Below are 23,716 nucleotides of genomic sequence, written 5' to 3'. Positions count from 1 at the left end.
CCCAATATTGTAAAGGCTTATTAATTTTTAAAGACCCATAGGCAGAGATTGCAAATGCGCAAAAGCATTGACAAGGATGCAGCTGCAAGGGCCAATACGCTGATATTCGTAGCAGTGAGCATAATCCTGCTCTTTTTCCTTGTTCTTTACTACGACTTTATCTATCTTTCCGGGACGCTTTCATACATTGCTGACGCGCTGATGCTGCTTTACATTTTTTACATGCTGGTCTTTGCCTTTTGCAGCGATTCCAGGCTTGCGGAATATGCCGGTGCAGGTGTGATTGCGGCGTTTGCCGCTCTGTGCACGGCTTTCATAATGATTCTTGCAGGGTTCCATGATTTGATCTTTATAAGGGAAGTAGCGTCGTTCGAAATAGTGCTTTACACGATAATGCTGCCTACGATCGTGATACTGCTGTTCGGGTTCTACATGATAAGGAAAAAGCCGCTCGGAGATGCCTCAAAGTATCTGGCTGCCATTATGATTGTGATAGCGCTGGTTGTTTTCTTCTCGTACCAGCTTTATGCGTTCAAGCTTGGCAAGATAAATTCAGACGATGAAATGGCGCTTGCCTATTACGCGTTCAAGGCGCTTGCAGCCCACACGAACATATACAGCATAAACATTTCAGGCATACTTGCAACTAACTACACCAGCTATGGCTTCACGCTGCTCACCAACAACAGCGTTGTGGGCAGGTTCGACTATCCTGCGCTCTTCATGCTTGTCGAAGCGCCATTTTATGCAGTCTTTTCCGGCACGGCAAGAGCTATAATGGAAAATGCGAATACTGTCAGTTACCTTGTTTTCATGCTTGTAGCAGCATTCGCATTCTGCTACACCGTTCCAAAGGAGAGGCTGGACCGCCTTTGGTATCTGGCGCCTGCAATACTCCTATTCATCAGCTTCTTCATACAAATCGCATCGCCGCAGTATTTCCTGATGCTTGCGCTACTCATCATAATGCTGCTTGAGATCGACAGCAAATACGTATGGGTGTGGATGGGCCTTGCCGCATCGCTGCAGGAAATACTCTGGGTCCCGATAGTGCTTGCAGTTGCATACATATACAGCAGGCATGGCGCAAAGCACACTGCGAAGATGGTGGGCGCCGCTGTGCTCCTGTTCCTTGCGATAAACGCATACTTCATAGCGCAATCCCCATCTACGTACATAGGCGCTGTGTTCAAGCCGGTTAACGGAGCGCTGCTGCCGTATTACCTGTCGCCGTTCCCGCAGCTTTTGCAGCGCTTCTACCCCATATCGATAGGCGGAATGAGCGTTCTTTTTTACATTGCAATCCTCATTTCAATACTGGTGGTGTTGTATTCAAGGAATTTAATTGCCATTCTTGCAATGAGCGCAGTCTGCTATTTCGTGCTGTATCATGCACTTGTAGTATACTATGCCATGTTTATAGCAATTATACCTCTTGCGCTGATCATTGACAAAAGCATGCCGGTCGCTGCAAGGGCCAAACGCACTGCAATGCCGCTGCGCAGGCACAGGGCAGCTTTCTACTTTGCGCTCGGGCTGTGCATAGCAGGCATTGCGCTGGCAGTTATAGCCTATCATGCAGCATATGAGAGCAACTTCGGCATATCGGCAAAGGTGTACGGCATTACAATGCACAACGGGAGCACATACGCACTGCTTAACATTAGCAATGAAGGCCCAAAGGTGCAGAACGTCAGCATTTTGGCATTTTATTTCTACAATGGCTCCAGCATGAATATAGAAGGGCTGAGCGTGAGCAACTTAAGCACCATAACGAACATGAGCTCATGCAATGCACAGTGCCAGGAGCGCAACCCGATAAACTACAACATACTGCATCTTAACGGCACTGGCTACAGGGTTAAGCTGGCCATTCCTGTTTATGCAGGGAACAGGACTTCAGTGAGCTGTTTCATCTACAAGGAGGGTTATGCATATGAATGCAGGAACATATTTTTGGGCTGATGCCTTTAGTAAAGTTTTATTATTATGATGTAGGAATAAGGTTATATGCGCTTGATGCAGAGGCATGCTAAAATGCACCGGACAAAAAGCCTTACAAAGGCTGCACACTTGAATACGGTACTGTTTGTAATCATAAGCATCATATTTTTGGCTGATATGGAGCCGTATTTCAACATAGTTTACATTTCAGGGACCCTGAGCTATGTGGCAGACCTTGTAATGGTGACATACTTAGCGTATGTCATAGCATACGCGCTTTTTGTGAAAAGCAAACGCTTCTGCTATGCAGGCGCAGGCATGCTAGTGCTGCAGGCTGCACTGTTCGTCTGGCTGGTAGAGATAATAGGCAGCTACATGGATTTGGGCTCGGTAACGCAAGTGGCATTTGGCATGGCAGTAAATTACACGATCGCAGTGCCAACGCTGGTATTCCTTATATTTGCATTTTATGCCCTTAGGATAAAGCCGTTCGGAAGGGCTTCGAAATACCTGGCTGCGATAGCTATAATCGCTGCGCTGGGCTTGTTCTTATACTACCAGTTATATGGGTTCGGCCTCAAGGGGATAGACGCAGACGATGAAATGGCGCTTTCCTATTATGCGTTCAAGGCGCTGCTAGTGCACGCAAATCCGTATAACGTAAATATAGCAAACGTGCTGGTTACAAACTCCTCAAGATACGGCTTCACGCTGCTCACCAACAACAGCGTTGTGGGCAGGTTCGACTACCCTGCGCTGTACCTTCTGTCTGCCATACCATTCTATATCGCCTTGCATGGAACGCCCGGAAGCATAATAACATATGGGAATACTGCAGCGTACGTAGTTTTCATGTTTATGGCCATTTTCGCATTTGCCTATGCCATAAGCAAGGACAACCTTAAGCGCATTGCTTACATAGCTCCTGCAATAGCTCTTTATGTAATGGTATTCCTGCAGATAGCCTCAACGCAATACTTGCTGATGCTTGCACTACTCATCATAATGCTACTTGAGATCGACAGCAAATACGTATGGGTGTGGATGGGCCTTGCCGCATCGCTGCAGGAAATACTCTGGGTCCCGATAGTGCTTGCAGTTGCATACATATACAGCAGGCATGGCGCAAAGCACACTGCGAAGATGGTGGGCGCCGCTGTGCTCCTGTTCCTTGCGATAAACGCATACTTCATAGCGCAATCCCCATCTACGTACATAGGCGCTGTGTTCAAGCCGGTTAACGGAGCGCTGCTGCCGTATTACCTGTCGCCGTTCCCGCAGCTTTTGCAGCGCTTCTACCCCATATCGATAGGCGGGATGGAGTTCATATTCTATTTCTCCGTGATAATATCGGCGCTTGTCGTAATGTACATGTCAAGCAGGCTCTTCATAGTTGTGATGAGCATATTCTCCTATTACATGCTTTACCATGCCCTGATAGCGTATTACTCTGTGTTTATAACAATTATCCCGCTTGTATTGCTGATGCCTGCAATGGCGCTGAGGAAAAACTACTTCAGGGCTTTGATTGCTAAGCTTGGCATAAGCCAAAGCCTTGGGTTTGGCATAATGCTTGTTGCGTTTGTCGCTATCCTGTTCGGCGGCATTTCCTATTATCACAATGCATACGAGAGCAATTTCGGGATAAGCATAACAAACCAAACGCTTGTTATCCACAACTATTCAGGCTACGACATGCTAAACCTGAAGAATGTTGGGCCTAAGACGCAGAACGTCAGCATTTTGGCATTTTATTTCTACAAGGAGCACGGCCAGGCAACCGAAGGCTTAAACATAGGAAACAATACTACAATAACCAACATGAGCTCATGCAATGCACAGTGCCAGGAGCGCAACCCGATAAACTACAACATACTGCACCTGAACGGCACTAGCTACATGGTTAAGCTGAAGCTGCCATACTACAATTCAAGCACTGGGCTTTCCCTGAGGTGCTTCATATACAAAGAGGATTACGTGTATGAATGCCGCAGTATAACCATAGGGTAGACGTTCATGAAGACAAGGATCATAGCCAAGAATGCCACATTGGTCGGATTCGACGCTGCTGACGGCATTAGCCTTGCAGGCATGCTTGTGGAGCCAAGAAAACCAAAGGCCGCAGTCATACATGTGCATGGCCTTGGCGGTAGCTTTTACAATAGCAACAGCATCCCAGAGATAGCAGGAGCATGCAGCGGCATCGGCATATCGTTCTTATCAATACTCAACCGCGGCAGCTACGTTATCGAAGAGTTCAGCTCTGCAGGGAAACATTCCGGCATCCTCGCAGGCTCGGCGCTGGAGCGCTTTGAGGATTGCATATACGATATTGCAGGCGCAATTGCAATGCTCAAGCGCATGGGCTATAGGAGATTCTTCCTTGAAGGGCATAGCACAGGATGCCAGAAGGTGCTGTACTTCATGAATTCAAAGAGATTCCAGGCATACAGGAAAGGCGTTGCAGGCATTGCACTGCTGGCACCTGTCGACGACTACAATTATGACAGGCTTGCCTACGGCAAAAGGCACGCAAGCCTTGTGAACCATGCGCTCAAGCTGAAGAAAAAGAAGGAGCTGCTGATGCCGAAAAGCTTGGTGGGAAGCAACAGCATAATAGGGGTTGAAAGGTTCTTGAGCACTGCAATGCCAGAAAGGCCTGAAGCAAGGATACTGAACTACAGGCTCAAGAATATGAGTTACATACAAGGGTTAAATGTGCCGATGCTTGCGGTGTTCGGCTCGAAAGACGAATACATGACAGATACAAGTGTCAATGCTGCTGTTGGGAAGCTGAAGCATCAGTACAGCGGGCCTAGCATCGAATGTGCAGTGATAAGCGGGACAGGCCATACCTTCCATGGAAAGAGACTGCGCGTGGCAGAAACCATTGCTAGCTTCTACAGCAGATTGCTTTAACGCTATTTTGTGACAACCTCGCAGCCATCCTTTGTGACGTATACTGCTGCCTCTGTCTGAGCGACAGGCTTGCCGGACATTTCTATAAGCACTGGATGCGGCTCCAGCGCATACAGTCTTTCAAGCTCCTGAAGCCCTGAATAAAGCTCGAACTTGCCGCCAACTGCATCCTTAAGCCATCTGGCCGCAAAGGGCTCGCTGCTGAACCTTTCTTTTATCTCCTTGAGCAACGCCCTTGAGCTCTGCATCCTTGGCTGCACATCCGCAGCAAAGCTGTAGATCTCTGCAGTCTCGCCATTGGCCACCATGCCCTTGCCCTCGTTGAGCGTTGCAAACGGCTCTATTGCTACAACAGTCCCTTCCTGCAGCTCGTCCTCGTCGCCGTTGTCATAATTCGGTATGAATGGGCTGTCGTGCAGGTTGTGGACCCCGACTCCGTGCCCTCCAAGGTTGCGGATTGGCTTGAATCCCATGCCCTCTATCGTGCTGCTTATCTCGCGCCCTATCTCACGCACTGCAACGCCTGCCTTCACCTTTGCAATTGCATTCTCAAGGGCCTTCGAAGTCGCTTCCACAAGCTTGCCATACTCTCCGGAAAAGTCTACGGTAAGCGCGCAGTCTCCAAGCACACCGTCCTTGGCAGCGCCGAAATCGATCTTGACTATGTCCTTTTCAGCGAATCTGGCCTCATCGCCCATCGACGGCGTATAATGCGCTGCCTGGTTGCCTATCGAAAGGTTTATCGGAAAAGCAGTTTCAAAGCCGTTGTCCTTAAGGTACTTCTCTGCCTGCTCTGCCACTTCCAACAAGCTTGCACCTGGCTTCACAAGCCTTTCGGCATTTTTCAACGCCTTGTACGATGCGGATCCAACCTCTATGGCCTTCGCCCTGAAATCCCCAATGCTTTCGTCATCATTTTTGTCTTCCATTATATTGCGCCTCATAATTTCTTTTGCTTCCCCAGCCCTTTTATTTCATCCTCATTGTAATTCAGCTCGCTAAGTATGCGCATCGTTGCGGGTATCACTTGGTTGTTGATGTAATAGTCAGGGTCGTAGTCCTTTGCAAACTCCTCCAATTCAGCTTTATCCGATATGCTGCTGCCATGCTTGGTTATTACGTAGCTTATGACTCCGTGCTCTACCTCTTCGCGGCTTTTAAGCCCCTGCTCAACCGCCTTCTTCGCAGCGGCGAGCTCAGGCGATTTCGCATCGTAGCTGTCTATGCTCTTCCTAAGCTGCGTGCTTATCGCAAGCTCGGATATCGGCGTTTTGCCCTCCTTCAGCTCCTTTATCACGTCCTTCACTATTCCAATCGCTTTTTCAGCGCTGCCCTCTTTTAGTATTGTCTCCAGCACGCGGCGCTGCGTGGTCCTTGCCACCTTTGACCAGTCTCTCCTGACGAGCTCAAAGCCACGGATTTTTATGTAGCCGCTTTCGGTTATCAATGCATATTTCTTCTTTGCGCCAGTGGTTGCGCCTTTCTCGGTTTTCTTGCCGACGAAAATGCCCCTGCTGTAGAAATCCTCTAGCTCAAGCTCCATCGAGCCCGGCAGCTTGCCATTGAATTTCTTGACAAACCCTATGGCGTCCTCTTTCGTCCTGTCGCCGAGCAGCATCACAATCGAATCCGTATCCCCGTATATGACCTTGAATCCATTGGCCTCGGCCTCCTGTATGGTATCATGTATGTACTGCCTTCCATACGCGGTCACGCTTGCTGCACAGTCCCTGGAATACCACCTGGACCTTGCATAGCCCAAATAGCCGTAGAACGAATTCGACGTTATCTTAAGCGCCTGCGACCTTGAGCCAAGGAATATGTTGCCCTTGTCCACTTTGTAGAGCTTTTTTACCTCTGCCCTCTGCGCTATCAGCAGCTTCAGTATTGTGGGCATTATCGCGTTTTTCGACTTTGAAAACTTTGCGCCTGTGGGCGATTCGTAATAGTCATCGCATTTGTCGCACAGTGACGATGGGTCTATATTGTGCGATATTATTATGGAAGGATACAATCCGCGGAAATCGAATATGGCCAGGCGCTCGTAGATGCCTGGATCTGGAGTCTTTACATATGCGCCCTCTATAGGGTTTGCAAGCCTCGACCTTATCTCCCTCTCAGAAGGCTTGTTCGGTATCAGCTCGTTGAACGCATGCGCATACTTCATGAGCATGAATTCTACAAGCTGGCCAGTCGTTGAAACAGCAACATCCCCAAGGGCGTTCCCGGTGGTCCTTGAAAGCTCTATCATGATCGGCATAAAAGTGTCGAAAACCTTCCTAAGCGCATCTGAGTCGCTCAGGTTGTAGTCTGCAAGCTCCTCTATTTCTTCTTTGCTGCCGTCCCAGAGCTTGTATATGTCCCGCTTTTCTACGTTTGTCTTCTTTGTGTTTGACACAGCTTCGTAGACGTTTTTGAGAGTGTAGCTGTTGAGCTTGAGGATGCTTTCGGCTGCGCCTACCACCGCTATGAACTTTACTACCAGGTACATGTCTACATGCACCCTGCCACCTATCTTGACCTTGTCCACAAGCCCGTGGCGCTCAGTCCTGGTTTCGCCCTTGAACCTGCTCAGGTTAAAGTCTATACCGATTGCCTTGGCGCGCTCTATCATATACCTTATGTCGAAGTTTGCGGAATTGTAGCCTGAAATCACGTCGATGTCAAGCTCGTCTAGCTTCCTCATGAAAAGGGCGTAGAGCTCGTGCTCGTCATTTACATATTCCACAAATTCCCTGTCTATGCGCTTGAATGTTATTACGCCGGAGCCCTTCTTCCCGTTTGAGACGTAGGAATAGCTGAGCATTATGACAGGGTCTTTGCTCGGCCTGGGCACGCCTAAGGGATTGTAGGTCTCTATGTCAAAGCACATGATGTTGAGCGATAGTTCATCCGGGCCATCCGGCGCTGGCGAGGCGCCAACAAGCCTCAGCATTCCGTTCTCTTCCTCAACGCTGAATATCATATTGCGCAATGGCGTTATGCTGTTGTCTATCAGGTACCTTTTTGAAAACGGGATATCATATTCGTATATGTCCCCGTATGCGGAAAATGCGTCGCTAAGCTTTGGCACATCTGCAGGATTTGAAACGTATATCCTATAAGAATTTGCGGCGTGGCCAAGTATGCCGCGCGGCTCTTCCACTATCTCTTCGGCCTTTATAATGCCGCGGTCTGAGCCTATGCGGATTCCTGCCATGTCCTGCTGCCTGCCGCTTTCAGGGACAAAATAGAAATATGGCCTGAACGCGGTGTCTATTATCTCGTACGCCTTTCCGTCCTTGCCCTTCACAGTCAGCCTGATTTTGGTCTTTTCGTTCAGGGTGACATAATCAACATCAAGCAGAAAACCCTCTATGTCAAGTCTTCTGCTTTTTGAGCCGCCTGCAGTGCTGGCGGCATCAGTAGTAGGCATAGTCATATTTCACCGCCTTATTGCTAAATATCTTGCTGCGGTGCACAGGAATAGAAAGCGCAAAGCATTTCAGGCCTTGCCCTGCTCTTCTATCTTTGTCCTTGTTATTACAAGTGGTGGTATAAGCCCTAGCGAATATGCAATCAGTGTGCCTGTTGCACTGCACCTGAAATTCAGGCCGTTTATCACTTCTTCGGCCATGTCTACGGGCAGCGTGTGGCTCTCGTTCCACTTCTTGATGACTTCTGCAATGGCATCGGCTTTTTCGTCCATCTCTATGGTGCCGCTGAGCTTTATCTGGCCAACGCTCGGAGATTTTTCGTCGTCTCCTGCGAAGTAGTCAGCCACAAACGAATATGAGATATTGAGCTTGTTGCCCTTTGAAGAAACATCTTCTACATTTATATTGAGCTTTGGGAATCTCTGCTGCGGGAGAGAGCTCATGTCTGATATCTTGCCTTCTACGTTTGATATGTTGAATGCTGTTATCATTTTATCACTCTTAATCAATTTTAGGAATAATATATTTAAAGGTTAGCAGACGGGCTGCTTCGGCTGTTCAATACCTTTCCACATCTGCCCTTTCCTCGGACGACCCAACACCGTACAGCGGATCGGTCTCAGGATTGCTTTTTGAAGCCCTGCGCACTGGAGCGCTCTGCGGCTCTTCCTTGTAGCGCAACATGCCTGTTTCGTCAAATTCCTTTATTTTTTGCTGTTTGCACGGAGGTGGTGTCTTTTCCTTTTCCATTAAAATCCCTATCCAATTCATGTATATTCATATATTTATTACTTTTTACCCCTGCATGCGGCCAGCACCTCCTCCATGCTATTGAATACGTATTCAGGCTTCTCCGCCTTTAGGGCTTCAGGGTTGGAGAACCCGTTAAGCATAGCGGCTGCCTTCATGCCTGCGCCATGCGCAGCGGCTATGTCCTCGGGTCTGTCACCAAAGTATATGCATGATGAGCTTTCAAGGTTCAGCACTCGCTCGATTATCTTCAGGCCTGTCGGATCCGGCTTTATCCTCTTTATGGACTGCGCGCTCACTATGACATCGAAATAATTGAATGCCTTCAGGTGCTTTATCTCCACGTACACCCTTTTTAGCCCGCCGTCTGTGAATAATGCCACGCTTTTGCCTGTGCTGTTGAGGTAATCAAGAAGCTCCCTTGAGCCATTATGAAACCTCGGCTTCAGCATTGAGAACGCTACGTCTGCAAGCTTTACAAACAGCGATTCCTCAATGTCGGTGAAGTCTTTTCTGGCCTTTAGGAAAAGGACACGCTCCTCAGAGGCTGCCAGCTCCTTTTCGTCTGGAGGGAATTCCGATATGAATCTGAACTTTTTGAATTTGAGCCAAAACGGATGGTTTATTATCGTAGGGCTGTTCAGCGTGCCGTCCCAGTCGAAGATGTAAGCTTTGAAGTCCTTTATACCCCTTGGCATCTCAACCCCACTCTATGTCTATGGCAGGCCTTGACGGCTCGGCCCTGTCTGCCCTTTTGGACGCTGAATCCTCTTCCCTTTCTATTTTAATTCCGGAGCCTGTTTTTGCTGAAAGAAAGCCCTCGGCCTGGGCAAAGCTTTCATACATGTCGTTCTGCGAGAGCTGCGGGATCGGCACAAGCGAATTCATAGATTTGGAATACCTTGAAAGGAACGCCGCGAGCTTTTCCTTAGACCCCTGCTCCTTCATATTCATTGCATCCATTGTCTTAGCTATGCTTTTTGAAGAGGCGAGCTCGTTATAGGCCTTAAGCTTGTACGCAGCAGGCATTATTATGTGAATGCGCTTTGGCTTTGTGCCTTCACTGCCTTTTGGCGCGGTAAGGCGCACCGCCTTTTCGACATCCTCCAGGGTCGACCTTATTACATCCTCGATGAATTCCTCCTTTTCGCTTATCATTGACTCGTCAGCCACAGGCCACTGCTCCTTTACTACAAGTGTGCTCCTGCCTATCATGTGCCAGAACTCCTCTGCTACGTGAGGCATCGCAGGAGCCAGCATTAGGATTAGCTTCTCGATGAAGTCCATTAATGCCATCTGGTTTCTTCCATTCCTGTCAATGTACCACTTTAGCTCATTTACGGATTCATAAAATATCTCCACGTAGGCATTCCTCAGCGAAAGGACTTCCATGTACTCTGTGGCTTTTTTGATCTTTGAATTGAGCTTGGAGTATAGCCAGTAGTCTATATGCACCAGCGCTCCGGCATCCATGTCATTGGCTGCGTTTATTATATCGTACAGGTACGCGATTTTTGATCTTATCCCGTTGACGCCTTCGTTTGTGAAGTCGGTGTCGGTGCTGAGGTCGCTGTTTGCCACCATCAGGAATCTTATTGGGTCTGCGCCATAATCTTTTATGGCCTTGGCCATGGGGATTACATTTCCGAGGCTCTTGCTCATCTTCTTGCCTTCAAAGAGCACAACGCCGTTAAGCACTATCTGCTTTGGCCAATACGGCTTGTCGAAAACAGCCACGTGGTTGAACACGTACATCGTTATGTGGCTGGGAAGCAGCTCGGATGCCGAATGGCGGGAGGTAAACCTGTACCAGTAGCTGAACGATTCACGGCACTTTTTTATTGCGTCGATTTCTATGGATGCGCTTTTTGCGAGCTCTTCTGCATTGCCTTTGCCATTAAAAACGTAATCGAAGAACTCCGGCTTCAGCTGCTCCGCGTTGACTCCGTACTGGCGCAGAATGTTTGCGAACGTGTAGAATGACATGTAGATTGTCGAATCCGACAGCGACTCTATAATATGGTCCTTGTTTAACGGGAACCTTGTGCCAAGGCCTTGCGCCCTCTCTGTCGCGCGCAGATTTATCCATTCGACTGCGGCATTGAATGAGGCCATGAGCTTCTCGGGATATATCTTAAGTGCAGGCAGATGCTCAAGCACCTTGGCCTTCCACTCCCTATTGCCATAATCTATGAACCATTGGTCCTTTATGAGCTTCACAACGACCTTATAGCCGCACCTGCAATACAGGGGCTTATCGTTTACAAGCACGTACATTTCGAACAGCTTTCCTTCAGAGCCGAGCTTTTCCGCTATCTTGCTGCGTGCAGAGCTTACCGGCTCCCCTGCAAACTCGCCTTCGGCCATTATGCCATACGCAAGCTCGTCCTTGTAGAGCTTCTTTGTAGCATTTTCAAGCTGCTCTGCGCTGGGATTTTCAATGTCTTTTGCAAAGCCCTTCACATATGCAAGGGCGGGGATTTCATCGCCAGCTTCTTTTTCCGCGCTGAGCTTTATGACCTTCTTGAAATCCTTAGGGCCGTTTTCGATTTTCTTCAGGGCAAAATAGTCGAAGGGCGCATGCGCTGGCACTGCCATCACAACGCCTGTGCCGAAGTCAGGCTTGACAAAATTCCCGTTGAGCACAGGTATGTGCTCGCCGTTTATGGGATTGACGGCATTCTTTGAAAGCAGCTCCCCGGGCTCTACTGGCCTCTCCATGACGATGTCTATTTGCGCCGCCAGGTTCTCGAATGACTCCTTAGAGATATAGTACTTCTCGGAGCCGTGCTTTGCAAGGACGTACTCGGCGTCCTTGTTTATAAAAAGGTTCGTTGCGCCATAGAGCGTTTCAGGCCTGTACGTTGCGCACACGAAGCTGGCTTCCTCGCCATAAGATGAGAATTTTATTGCGTACATGCTTTCTATCTCAGGCTGTGTGTCGCCCTTGGTGTCGTGCTGGCCCACTGCGTTGCCCTCGTTGTTGCACCAGCCCACAGGGTGCGTACCCTTGACTATCAGGCCGTGCTCTATGAGCTTGCCGAATTGCCACTCGACCATTTTGCTGAATAATGGGTCTATCGAGTTGAATTCCCTTCTCCAGTCTATGCTGTAACCCGCCATTGTAAAGCCCTCCTTAAAGCTGTTCCTGAAATAGTCGGCTATTTTCAGCGGGTCTGTCAGCTCTTTGCTTACCTCCTCGGTTATGCCGAATGCGCTAAGCTCTTCAAGCAGGTCTTTGTCGCCTCGCATTAGCCTTTTTGCAATCGCGAGTATCGGGGTGCCGGTATAATGCCAGCCCATGGGGAATAGGACGTTGAAGCCGCGCATGCGCATATACCTTGCATAAAAATCCGCTATGCTGTAAGTCTTCATATGGCCCATGTGCGGAGGCATGTTGACATAAGGCCACGCAGCCGTGACCAGAAGCGAAGGCTTGTCGTTTTGGTCTGATTCGTCAGCCTTTGCAGATCTCCATTCCTTCTGCCACTTCTCTTCAATATCGTTATAGGAAAACATGGATAAGCACCTTTGTTGGTTTCAGATGATATTAATGTGGCAATCAATAAAAAGCGTTTGTACGAGCTGCTGCAAGCCTACTTATTCCCATTGCGCAGCATTGGCGTATATTTGCTGGAATAATAATTCTCCAGGAAGCCTGAAGCAAGCCTAAGGTATTCGCCGGCGCTCCATATAAGATCCTGCGCAGGCAGCTTGCCTATGGCATCGCTTTCGGACTCGCGAACCGGGTTTAGGAACTCCTCGTCCAGCATCTTTTGCTCAGGAAGCCTAAGCTCCCCGAATTTTGAAATGGAGCTGGATACTTGCATGTTCAGGTCTTTAAGCTTGCGCGTCGCTTCTTCTGCCCTGCCCATCTTCAGGCTTAGGAATCCTTCAGCCGCCTCTGCAAGAAGCCATCCGGAGCCGCCGAAGTACTTGTCACCTTCATACCTTTTAGGCGCTTCGTCGACATGGAACTTGTTTGACTTGTATGAATAGAAGACATGGTTATTCTCAAGCTCCTTCACTGTTTTTTCAACAACTTCATTGCTGAAAAGCTGGCCGTCGCCGTTGAAAAGAGCGAATACAAGGTACGATGCTGCATCTGCTTTCGGAGTTTTTACAGGTTCCGTGCCGAATTCAGGCCTGAACTTGTGCAGTATGCCATCGTCTACGAAGAGCTTGTTTAAGAAGAACGCTATGCCGTTGTAATCCTTTGCATACAGCGAATCAAGGATCCTGCCCCTTTCTACTGGCACGCCAGTGGCCTCTGATATTTCCAGCGCTGCCTTTAGGCCTGCGAATGCGGACGCAACCGTGTATGAATGCAGCATTTGCGGATACTGCTCCCAGGGGCCTGCCGACGGGCATTTGTATGTATTAATTATGTACGAGCATGCCAGGTCCAGGTTTCGCCCGATTTTCTCCATCGTGCCATGGCTTATGTGCTCGGCGCCAACGTTCCTTATAAACTCTGCAGTCGCAAAAAGCACCAGCGGAACGGAATCGAACTGCTTGAGCCATGAATTCGGGTTTTTGAGCTCTGCAGAATCATTTACGTGCCTGCCGTCTATAAGTACATTAGCGTGATTTCCGTCATGATAGAATCTTGCAGCAACATGGTTTTCAAGGAGCTTGAATTCCAGAGATTCGAGCCCGCAGTCCACAGCGTGCTTCATTCTCGGCCCGTTCAGGTCTATCACATCCCAAAGCTTCCCGAGTATCCTTCCGGAGGCTTCCCTGGCTTTCAGCGCATATTCATTGTCATCCTTCTCAAACGCCATGTGCTTATACGCGTAAGAGAGCGATGAGGAAACAAATGAGGAATCCCTGAACCACATGAGCTTGTACCATGTGAAGTCAGGCGCTGCGACCATGAAGCCGTCAGGCTCCACATTGTCATATATGTGGCTTATGGCTTTCAATGCATTTTTGTACGTTTCTGCGAGCTCGTTCCGCGTAAGCGAAGCTCGTGAATCGTAGCTGGAAGGAACGCGTCGGTCGGAAAGAACGGTTTCCAAGATTACACCAGCCTTCTGCTTAAAAGTCTCTTGCATGATATTAATAAATACTTTAGCTAATATTACAATTTAGTTTTGTATAACCTCCTGATGCCTGATGGACCTTTATGTTTTGCGCGCAGCGTCGCTCATAGTAATCGCATTAATATACATGCTATTCGACATTTTCAACAGCAGGAATGTGCCAAACATATTTGCGTATGCGGCGCTGCTTTACGGGCTTGCCCTTACGGTTCTCTATCTCAATGCCTCTGAAATAGCGATAAGCGCTGTCATAGCCGCAATAGTGCTCGGGCTCGGCTATGCAGTTTATAGGGCAGGGCAGCTTGGCGCTGCAGATGTGATAGAGTTCGCAACGATTTCCCTGATACTGCCGTTCCAGAAGACAGGGCTAATCTACAGCTTCCCGCAGGGATACCTGCCTTCAGTAATATCCCTTGCCATAAATAGCGGCATAGCTGCATTGATAATAGTGCCGCTTTACTATATACCGAAATCCGGGAAGCGTTTCAAGCATGCAAAGGCTGTGCAGCCGCATTTTGCAGACTATTTCAAGACGATTTTGATACTGGTAGTGTATCTCTTCTTCCTGCTCTTCCTTATAGCAGTGGTGCATTCATCAGCTTTCGGGATTGCGCTTCTCATAGTAATAGCAATAGGTTCGGGCATGGTGCTGCTTTACGAGAAGCGGATAATGGCATACATGGTCCAGTATGTAAATTACAGGATGATGGAGCCAGGGGACATGATAGCGGTGCAGATGATTGACGAAACGAAGCTTAAAAGCCTAAAGCGCAGGATAAAAGGCTTCGGCAGGCTCGTTACCCCAGAGCTACTGAAGGAGTTGGCGAAAAAATATTCAGGAAAGCTTCCTGTGTACAAGAAAGGCATACCTTTTGCTGTGCCGATTTTCGTTGGAGCACTGGCGCTGGTGCTCTATGGCAATGTGCTTTTTACGCTGATACCGCGCCTGCCGATTTAGGGTTTGCCATTCACTGGCGCTTTAGCGCATTATGAAAAGTTTTTTAATGAATAAGGTATAATGATTATCGTGATTGTGTGAATTACGCCAGAGAGCATATAAAGCGTTATTGGGTTTTTGCTTACAGGAGGGCATTGGGGATATCCATGTTCACATTTGCCATAGCCCTTGCAATAGGCATGATATTCACATCGATGCTCGCATCGCTTTTCATAATAAGCCCGCTCGTGGAAATGCTGTTCTGGTTCGTGCTTATCCTGATAACTGCGCTTACGCTTACAGTGAGCTTCGTCGAAGCCCATATATCATCGGTAAAGTACATGAATATGGTCGAGCATCAGAAGCACAGCAAGTATGTGGGCATATGGATGACCTCGCTGGTGATAGGGGCTCTTGCGTTCATACTGCCTGCCATATTCATACAAAACTATTACCTGGAGCCCATAATACTGCTTTTCTCCTTCGGAGGGATTATGTGGGTCTTGTATGCTTCGGTAAGGATGCTGTTCAAGCACAGCTATTTCGAAATAGCCTACGGCGCGAGCGTGCTATGGGTGATTTTCATAATAGGGCTTGCGGTTGTTGTAGGCAACGGCATAAACCCTATAACTTCTTCAGAGTACATAGTGATACTGTTCGTTTCGATGGCCTCGTTGATAGTGGTTTTTGGAAGCGTTGGAATGAGCATGATGTTTAGGTCTACAAAGGATTTTGTAGCAGACTTTGAAAAGATAGTAAGTACTATAGAGGGCAAGAGCATGCATGCACAAAAAAGCCCACGCAAAAGCTCAGCAGCTAAAAGAAAATAGGTTTAGGAAAATAGTTTTAGCTTGAGCGTTCTTCGGCCATCTCGATCAGATCTGCTTCGGATGCTATGCCGTTGAGCTCTTGCCTTGATATTATTGGAATGCCAAATGCCTCGGCCCTGCTGGAATCTGCTATGATGAACTGCCTGTCGTTGAAGATGCCGTCAAACTCCTTGTAAAAGTCCGCTATCTTCTTCATAGTCCTTTGGTCTGTCATCTTTGCAAACTCAAAGCGGTGCCTGAAGCGGCATACAACCTCGAAAGGAGCCCTGTCAGTCTCCATGAATAGCAATTCCCCGACCTTTGTCTGGCCTGCTGCACTGAAGCTACGCTCCTGCGCGTAGGACTCTGTGCCAAGGTTTGAAAGCAGCACGCGCTCAAGCCGCTCAAGGGATTCCGAGCTTATGGCAGCGCTGCCGCGCTCGTATTTGTATATGCTGTCCTTCGACAGGCCTGAAAGCCCAGCAAGCCCGCGCTGGCTCAGCCCTGCAAGCTTCCTTAGCCTTCTAAGCTCATAGCCGTTTATGTGCATCTTGCCCCTGATGAACTTGTCTGCATGCCTTGGCTTTTTGTTTGAAAGCAGGTCCTCCAGAGTCTTTGCCGATATGCAATCCACGCCGTGCCTCGAAAAGGCCATCCCCTCTTCAACCTTGCTGCTCTTGTATCCTGAGCCTATTATGTATGTGTGGGCGTTGAAAAAGACCGAAAGCTTAGTGAGCGCCTCGCCCTCAGCCTGGCTTATTGAATCTATGTTCTGCACCACTTTGAATATGTATACTTCTTCCTTCCGCTTGGCTATCGCGCTGAACGGTGAATGGAATCTTGAAATGCTTACGCTGCTGAAGCCGGTCTGCTCTAGCATGCGCATGCATGTCGCAAGCGTCTTTTCCCTAGCGTTTGCCATGATACTATTTATCATGCATAATTCTTAATCCTTGCTCTAGCCCTCAAGCTGGGAAAACACCTTTGAGGATATGTCTTTGCCAAGCAGCATCTCAACCTTCTGCCTGTTTGCCCTTATGTCAGCAACGCTTTTTATGCCATTTGCGTACAGCTTCCTGGCCCTTACGCGCCCTATCTGCTCAAGCCTGACCAGGTCGAGCAGCTCTGAGCGTATGCCGTAGCGCATCCTTACCCTGATGTCCACAAGGCCCCTTGCAGGCATGCGAATCAGCTTTGCTATTTCAATTGCTGAATAAGCTATCCAGTCTGCGTTTGTCAGCTTCGAATAAAGCGCCCCGGGGGTAACTCTGTATTTTGCTATTATAGAATCTTCTTCAGTCTCGCTGATCCAGTCCCTGAGCATCAGCGCTGTAGCAAAAGGCTCCAGGGGATTGTAATAGCCGTACGACGACTCCTCATACTTTGATATCGCTTCGCTGTCCAGCCTGTTCTTGTAGAACACGTACTCGGCTTCAGCCTCCTCCGTTGGGCGAAGGTACGGGCGCATCTCTACCGTGTTGGCAATCAGGTACAGCGTTGACGTCTCGTCCCTTGCATGCTGCATGAACTCGATTATCCATTTTGCCGAAAGCGGATCGATGTAAAGCTCGCTTATCCTCTTGCCAAGCCTTGTAGCAGTATAGTAGCCTTCCCTTAGCGCTATGAATCCCCATTCTTCAAGCTCCTTCAGCACCTGCCGCACTATTGTGCTTATATGGAGGTCGTTGCCGTACTGATGCCCGTAAAGCGTCTTCTTTATGAATGCTGCTATTGCTTCGCCTGAATTTAGGAAATCTTCTGCTATGAAGGCAAGTATGTGCGTACGCAGCACTGACGCCACACCAAGCGCAGAGTCTATCGGCTCCGGAGTGCCTATTATGTAATGCAGGTAAAGCTCCTGAACGCTATAGCGGTTGCCTGATAGCAGTATTGCCCTTCCCTCAGTGTCGTATTTTGGCCTGCCTGCCCTTCCGAAAAGCTGCAGCACCTCGTTCACGCTTAGCCTCTCTGCGCTTATGCCGTTGTGCCTGCTCAGGTCACGGATTACTACAGTGTGCGCCGGCAGGTTGACCCCATAGCCTATTGTTGTAGTGGCGCATATTACCTTTATGCGGTTCTCCTTGAAGTAATGCTCAACATAGCTGCGCTGTGCATTCACGAGCCCTGAATGGTGGAAAGCGACGCCGCCCTTTATGCATTCCGACAGCTTGCGGCACTGGCTTGTGGGCCTCTCAAGCACGTTGAGCACCTCTTCTGATGCCTTTTGCAATGCATCCAAGTCCGCCTTGCCCAGCCTTTCCTTGAAGTATGCCGAAAGCTTTACGGCGCCTGCCTCGGCGTTGCGCTTTGTAGAATAGAATATTATCGCCTGCTTGCCTGAAGCCAGCGTATCCTCTGCAATCCTTATCTCAGGTATCTTGCTTTTGCCATTCATTTCCGCTTTTTGGAGCTTCCCTTGCCCATCCCAATAGTGGAGCATCTTCCCGTCGAAAACCCCCTTCAGCAGCCTTACTGGCCTGTAGTCGCTTGTCACAAGCTTTGCGCCTAGCCACATTGCAAGTTCCTCTGCGTTGCCGATCGTAGCGCTCAGCGCTATCACCTGCGCATGCACGGAATGCATCAGCTTTGTTATCAGCAGCTCAAGCGTTGGGCCCCTGCTTTCATCTGCAAGCATGTGCACCTCGTCAAACACTATGCAGCCTATTGTGCTTATCCACTGCGCCCCGTGCCTTATCAGGCTGTCAAGCTTCTCAGTGGACACGAAAAGCATCTCATAATCCGCAAGCCACTGGTCCGATGAATCAAGGTCGCCCATTGATATGGCTGCCTTTATGTACGGGTATGCCTCCCTGAATTCCGAATACTTTTCAGACACTATGGCACGCATAGGCGCAACATACACAGCCTTCTTGCCGGAAGCTATCATGCAGTTCACGCATGCCATTTCAGCTATGAGCGTCTTGCCGCTTGCAGTGGGCGCAGCTACCAGAATGTTCGCACCGTCCAAAAGGCCAGCCCTTATGGCTAGCTCCTGAGGAGGCGTGAATTCGGTTATGCCTCGTGCAATGATCGACTCAAGCGCTTCGCTGGGTATCATGCCCTTTATGCTTTTAACTTCCATGATGCATGCCTTTTTGCTGCTGCCCGCAAAAGCAGCATTGCTCTGGAATAAGCTTATGCTGCAAACTTATTATTCCTTTATAGCCAGTGCCAAAAAGGCTTCAATTTATAACATCACGCAATGAAGAAAAAGAAAAAGAAAAAGGGAAACAATCCCTTTTCATGGTTGTGGCTTATAGCCTGCCATTCCGCCCACTAGCGACAGAAGGAATCCTATCAGCGCTATCAGGAAATATGCAGAGCCAACAGTCAGCGTCAGGAAAGTTATTCCAGATGCAACTGCAAGAACCAGGCCTAGGTTTTTCGTGTGCATGCCCATCAGCAGCTTTGAATCTGTTATGTAGCTGAAGCTGAAGAATAGCAATGCTATGGCAGATATTACGGCCACGCCGACGAATACTGGCAGCCAGAACGCGCCCACTCCAGTAAATACTGTGCTTGCTTTCATTCCATCTATAGCCATCAGATATACTAATGCGAGGTAGAAGAGGCTTCCGATAAACTCCAAAGCAAAAATGCCTCCGCCAAGCTGTCCTGTTCCACTATGTCTCATATGGGTTGCCATATAGATCGCTTTTAAAACTCTTTTAGGCTTTTTAAGCTTTTCGGTAAAACGTCTTTTGCAGAAAATACCGGTTTCATTGACTCTTCGTCAATCATGCACAGCATTGAAGGACAAGAAGCATGCTTAAGCGTTTTTTAGGACGTGTTACCTGCTGCCTTTTGCAGTGGCCTTCATGGCTGCGTATGCGATTATTATGATTGCCAGGACGACAATCACGACGATTATGGCGTATTCTTCATAGTTAGGAGTTGGCTTCGCAACCGGCAATATCGTTGTCGTTGCAGTGGTAGCAGGAATTGTGGTAGTGATATTCTGAGTTGTAGCTACTGCGACAACTGCAGGTGCAGAAGCGAAGAATGCAATGCTGCATGCGCTTTGGTTGATTGAATAGTCGGTTACTGGCATCCATGTGCCATTTACAAACATAAGAGGCTTTATCTGCGATGGATTTAGAGAGCACGCATATGTCACTGTAGTGTTGATTGCAGGCACCTTCGGCGTTGCGGATATGTTGAAGCCTGAAATTGTATGATAGCTTATAGGCACGGAAGGCATCGTTGATGTTACGTTCTTTATCGTTACATCTTCTGTAATGTTCTTTGTGTAGTTGGAATATATGTTAAGCGCTATGTGCAGTTGCGTTATTGTTATTTTTGATCGTTCATGGGGCGCAATATTCAGCGATACTTCATAGCCCTTGTTTGTGATGGATATTGACGGAAGTGTTGTAGTAGTTACGGTTGTGGTGGTCGTTGTAGTAGTTGTGGTTGTTGGGATTATCATTTTCAAATAATATGCACTGTAGGAACCGCCAGTGGTTGTGTAATTTGTGCCGCATGGCACTGAATCAAGAAGGCCGTACGTATTGTTTGAGACATAATAATTGCCGTTTGCAGTGAAAGCGCATGCAAAATTGAACCTGACGTAGTAATGCGCTGGGAACGATATCTCTGCAGGCAGCTGATTCTGGTAATACGTTATGTTCAGCACCTTTGCATTGTCCGAATAGTTTATCAGGTATACGTCAAACACGCTCCTGTTTGACGCGTACGTTTTATTTACATTGTCTGTTATATAGAGCGATGATGTTGAAGATGATGAATGCACAGGCGCAGGAATTATTGTAAATATTCTCGACACAGAAATAGGAGTATAGTTCCCATTGCCAAGCGTATTTGCGGTTATTGTGTAGTTACCTGCTGCTGGACCAACAGCAAAATCATTGCTGGAGTAGAACGAACTTACCAAAGCGTTATTTACAAAAGCGTTTGCCTGCAACTGGTTGTTATACGTGGATATTTCGGCTTCGACAGTAGCTGTCGAACCGTTATAGACAAAATTTTGCGGGAAAACTGGAAATGTTATTGATGGAGAGGCCTTCGCAATCGTGAAGTCCTTTTTTATGGAATTGGATGTATAATTCCTGTTTCCCGTAGTATTGAAGACTACTGAATAATTCCCAGCACCTTCATGTGCAGTGAACGTTATTGTATTTGATGTAGATGTTGAATTCGCAACGACATTGCCATTTATGTAAAGGTATCCCTTCAACTGGTTGCCAAAGGAATTTATGGAAGCAGTGATTAGGCATCCCGCAGAGCCGCTGTACGTGTAGTTGCTGCATACATTCAACTGCAGCGTTGGTGTGGCTTTTGCAATTGTGAACGACGCAGAGGCAGTGTTTGAGGTATAATTTACATTACCTGGAGTATTTGCAGTAAGCGAGTATGTGCCTGCAGCAGAGAGTTTATACGAGCCAAACCCGGTGTTTATTATGCTGATATAATTGTCGGTAGGGTCTGTCACGTATGCGTAGGCGCCTGAAGGAGATACTGCAATATATGCAGGCGAGCTAATCGGTATAGTACTGACCACTTCGTTGGTAGATGTATTTATTATTGCTATTTTGTTATAATTGATACCTGCAACGTAAATGTATGAGTCGGTAGGTAAGAAAGCAACACCTTCTAATCCAGCAGCAAAAGGAAAACTGGAGATTATGCTAATTATTGGTTCATAACCGGAGTGAGTTAATCCATTAATCAACCAAACCTGGGATACGCCATAATTTGACACATAAGCGTTAGTGCCATTTGATGAGATGGCCATTCCATACGGAAATGAAAAACCTGAGATCGTTCCGATTATTGAGCGGGTAGAAGTGTTCACGATGCTAATTGTGTTGTTTTGGTTGTTCATAACGTAGGCGTAGGCGCCTGAAGGAGCAATAGCAACGCTTAATGGTTCATTAAAACCTGCAATGGTTCCGATTCTGGAACCCGTTGAAGTGTTCACGATGCTTAGGTTATCGCTTTGTAACAATGCAGTTTCGCTATTCACGTATAAATAGGCGTCTGATGACACATAGGCGTAGGCGCCGTTGGGAGAAAATGCTACACCATCCGAATAATTAAAACCGGATATAGTGCGCACGACTTTTGAGGTAGAGGTATTTATTACGCTGATGTTGCTATTGCCATTGTTTACTACATAGGCGTAGGCGCCGTTGGGGGATATAGCTATTCCAAGAGGGAAATCAAAATTGCCAGACACTGTTGAATTTAGTATTCCTATTACAGTATTGGACACTATTGCGTTGTTTGCGTAAAGTCTAACCGGTATCTGGTTGAACTGGGTAAATGTGCCATAGTAGGTTAAAACAGATGAACCGTTGTAAACTGTATTCCTTGGAGTCTTGAGCAATACTGCAGGCGCAGCCTTGAGTATTGATATCTTTATGGAGTTGGGAATAATATCGTTATAGACTATTATTGTGTTGGTGCTGTTCAAAAAGTCATTCTGCATCTTGCTAGATATAATATATAGGTAATTTCCAGCAGTAGCAAATGAAGAATTTGATGGCATCTGCACTTTTAGGGAATTGCCATTGTTATAAGTTATAATGTTGCCAGTGCCGGAATTGAAATTGAATGCGAGCGAATTCAATACGTTGCCAGAAATCGAATTGCTTTTTAAAGAAGCGATAATTGATGGGGCTTTGGTATTATATGTGTACGAAGTATTACTTGTGGCGGATAAATTTATGGTGATTGATTCGTTAATCACATTAAAGGTTAAGGATATAGTATTGGATGTGTAGTTGGAATTTCCAAGAGTGTTGGCAGTCAGTGAATATGTTCCAGCTGCTGAAAATTTATACGAGTTGAATTCTGTATTAATTACGCTTACAGTACTGTTGCCGTTATTCGTCACGTAGGCATAAGCCCTGTTTGGGGAGAAGGCTACGCCGACTGGATCGTGGAAGCCGGAAATTGTAGAGGCAATAGTTTTGGTATAAGTATTGACTATGCTGATATTGCCTCCGGCCGCCACATAAGCGTAGGCACCGTTGGGAGAAAATGCTACACCGTCCGGATAATCGAAGCCTGAGATGGTTGAAATTATGGAACTAGTAGAAGTATTGACTATGCTGATGGTGCCGTTGCGTTCATTTGTCACATAGGCATAGGCGCCGCTGAGAGAAAATGCTACACCGTATGGTTCATCAAAGCCTGAGATGGTAGATACTATGGTTTTGGTTGAAGTATTGACTATGCTGACATCATTTTTGCCATAATTCGTAACGTATGCATATGCGCCGTCGGGGTAGAAAGCTACACCGTATGGTTCATCAAAGCCTGAGATGGTAGATACTATGGTTTTGGTTGAAGTATTGACTATGCTTATAGTGTTGTTGCCGTTATTCGTCACATAGGCATAGGCGCCGTTGGGGGAGAAGGCTACACTAGATGGAACGTTTACGCCAGAGACCGCAGAGGTTGTAGTTTTGGCTGTAGAGGTATTTATTATATTGACCTCATCGCTAAAAAAATTTGTCACATAGGCATAGGCGCCGTTGGGGGAGAAGGCTACACCATATGGGCTGTAGATGCCGGAGATTGTGGAATTATGTATGCCAGTTATCGTGTTTGATACAAGTGCATTATTGACATAAAGGCTTACCGGTATCTGGTTGAACTGGGTAAATGTGCCATAGGCAAAGGTCATTTTGTCCAAAGGCACTGATATGTTTAGTGGAGGAGAAGCAGTTGTAACTGAAATTGTATTGGATACGATGTAGCCAATACTACCTTGAGCAGAGCCAAGAGGCACCAGATTCACCGAATTGGTGCTTATTGCGTTTATTGCGTAGGAATTGCCTGCAATCACGTTGGAATTTAAATAGTGTATCGTGCCATACGCCTCGAAATCGAATGTAGAGGCAGTGTTTGCGGTCAAAGTGTTTGCAA

Annotated in this window: 16 protein-coding genes; 5 read left to right on the top strand and 11 right to left on the bottom strand. The window is 47.5% G+C overall.

Annotation, left to right across the window (positions count from 1 at the left end; genetic code table 11):
- Positions 1–54: 54 nt before the first annotated feature.
- The 3 genes from M1125_00080 (at position 55) to M1125_00070 (ending at position 4,863) form a co-directional block, all read left to right on the top strand.
- Entirely contained in the window at positions 55–1,965 is a 1,911-nt protein-coding gene (locus M1125_00080; GenBank protein MCL5404226.1) for a hypothetical protein, read from the top strand.
- Positions 1,966–2,037: 72 nt separating this feature from the next.
- Entirely contained in the window at positions 2,038–3,954 is a 1,917-nt protein-coding gene (locus tag M1125_00075) for a hypothetical protein (GenBank protein ID MCL5404225.1), read from the top strand.
- Between the two features lie 6 nt (positions 3,955–3,960).
- The gene (locus tag M1125_00070) at positions 3,961–4,863 is read left to right on the top strand and encodes a lysophospholipase (protein MCL5404224.1); all 903 of its coding nucleotides are present in this window, start codon (positions 3,961–3,963) and stop codon (positions 4,861–4,863) included.
- A 2-nt stretch (positions 4,864–4,865) separates the two neighbouring features.
- Here M1125_00070 and map read toward each other — a convergent pair whose 3' ends face one another.
- The 7 genes from map to M1125_00035 form a co-directional block, all read right to left on the bottom strand.
- Positions 4,866–5,792, bottom strand: coding sequence for a type II methionyl aminopeptidase (gene map, locus M1125_00065; protein ID MCL5404223.1), 927 nt, complete (start codon positions 5,790–5,792; stop codon positions 4,866–4,868).
- Positions 5,793–5,803: 11 nt separating this feature from the next.
- Positions 5,804–8,284, bottom strand: coding sequence for a DNA-directed DNA polymerase (locus M1125_00060; GenBank protein MCL5404222.1), 2,481 nt, complete (start codon positions 8,282–8,284; stop codon positions 5,804–5,806).
- A 63-nt stretch (positions 8,285–8,347) separates the two neighbouring features.
- Entirely contained in the window at positions 8,348–8,770 is a 423-nt protein-coding gene (locus M1125_00055) for a hypothetical protein (GenBank protein ID MCL5404221.1), read from the bottom strand.
- A 67-nt stretch (positions 8,771–8,837) separates the two neighbouring features.
- Complete coding sequence (locus M1125_00050; GenBank protein ID MCL5404220.1) at positions 8,838–9,029, bottom strand: hypothetical protein; 192 nt, start codon at positions 9,027–9,029, stop codon at positions 8,838–8,840.
- A 38-nt stretch (positions 9,030–9,067) separates the two neighbouring features.
- Complete coding sequence (locus tag M1125_00045) at positions 9,068–9,727, bottom strand: HAD family hydrolase (protein MCL5404219.1); 660 nt, start codon at positions 9,725–9,727, stop codon at positions 9,068–9,070.
- Between the two features lies 1 nt (position 9,728).
- Entirely contained in the window at positions 9,729–12,548 is a 2,820-nt protein-coding gene (leuS, locus tag M1125_00040) for a leucine--tRNA ligase (protein MCL5404218.1), read from the bottom strand.
- A gap of 77 nt (positions 12,549–12,625) precedes the next feature.
- On the bottom strand, positions 12,626–14,050 hold the full coding sequence (locus M1125_00035; protein MCL5404217.1) for a glycoside hydrolase family 15 protein: 1,425 nt from the start codon (positions 14,048–14,050) through the stop codon (positions 12,626–12,628).
- Between the two features lie 97 nt (positions 14,051–14,147).
- Between M1125_00035 and M1125_00030 the strand changes: the two genes are divergently transcribed.
- Entirely contained in the window at positions 14,148–15,032 is an 885-nt protein-coding gene (locus M1125_00030; protein MCL5404216.1) for a nucleoporin Nup120/160, read from the top strand.
- A gap of 77 nt (positions 15,033–15,109) precedes the next feature.
- A complete protein-coding gene (locus tag M1125_00025) occupies positions 15,110–15,841 on the top strand; it encodes a hypothetical protein (protein MCL5404215.1) in 732 nt (243 codons plus the stop codon).
- A gap of 16 nt (positions 15,842–15,857) precedes the next feature.
- Here the strand turns inward: M1125_00025 and M1125_00020 are convergent, their stop codons facing one another.
- From M1125_00020 to M1125_00005, 4 genes are all read right to left on the bottom strand, one after another.
- Positions 15,858–16,742, bottom strand: a complete 885-nt coding sequence (locus M1125_00020; GenBank protein MCL5404214.1) for a helix-turn-helix domain-containing protein — start codon at positions 16,740–16,742, stop codon at positions 15,858–15,860.
- A gap of 36 nt (positions 16,743–16,778) precedes the next feature.
- Entirely contained in the window at positions 16,779–18,902 is a 2,124-nt protein-coding gene (locus tag M1125_00015) for a DEAD/DEAH box helicase (GenBank protein ID MCL5404213.1), read from the bottom strand.
- Between the two features lie 159 nt (positions 18,903–19,061).
- The gene (locus M1125_00010) at positions 19,062–19,454 is read right to left on the bottom strand and encodes a hypothetical protein (GenBank protein ID MCL5404212.1); all 393 of its coding nucleotides are present in this window, start codon (positions 19,452–19,454) and stop codon (positions 19,062–19,064) included.
- 156 nt (positions 19,455–19,610) lie between these two features.
- On the bottom strand, positions 19,611–23,716 hold a 4,106-nt coding region (locus tag M1125_00005), incomplete at its 5' end, for a YncE family protein (protein MCL5404211.1).

This window comes from Candidatus Marsarchaeota archaeon (genome assembly GCA_023485295.1).
Taxonomy (GTDB): Archaea; Micrarchaeota; Micrarchaeia; order Micrarchaeales; family Micrarchaeaceae; genus Micrarchaeum_A.
The sequence above is the reverse complement of the archived record's forward strand: the minus strand, read 5'-3'. Positions and strand labels throughout refer to the sequence as shown.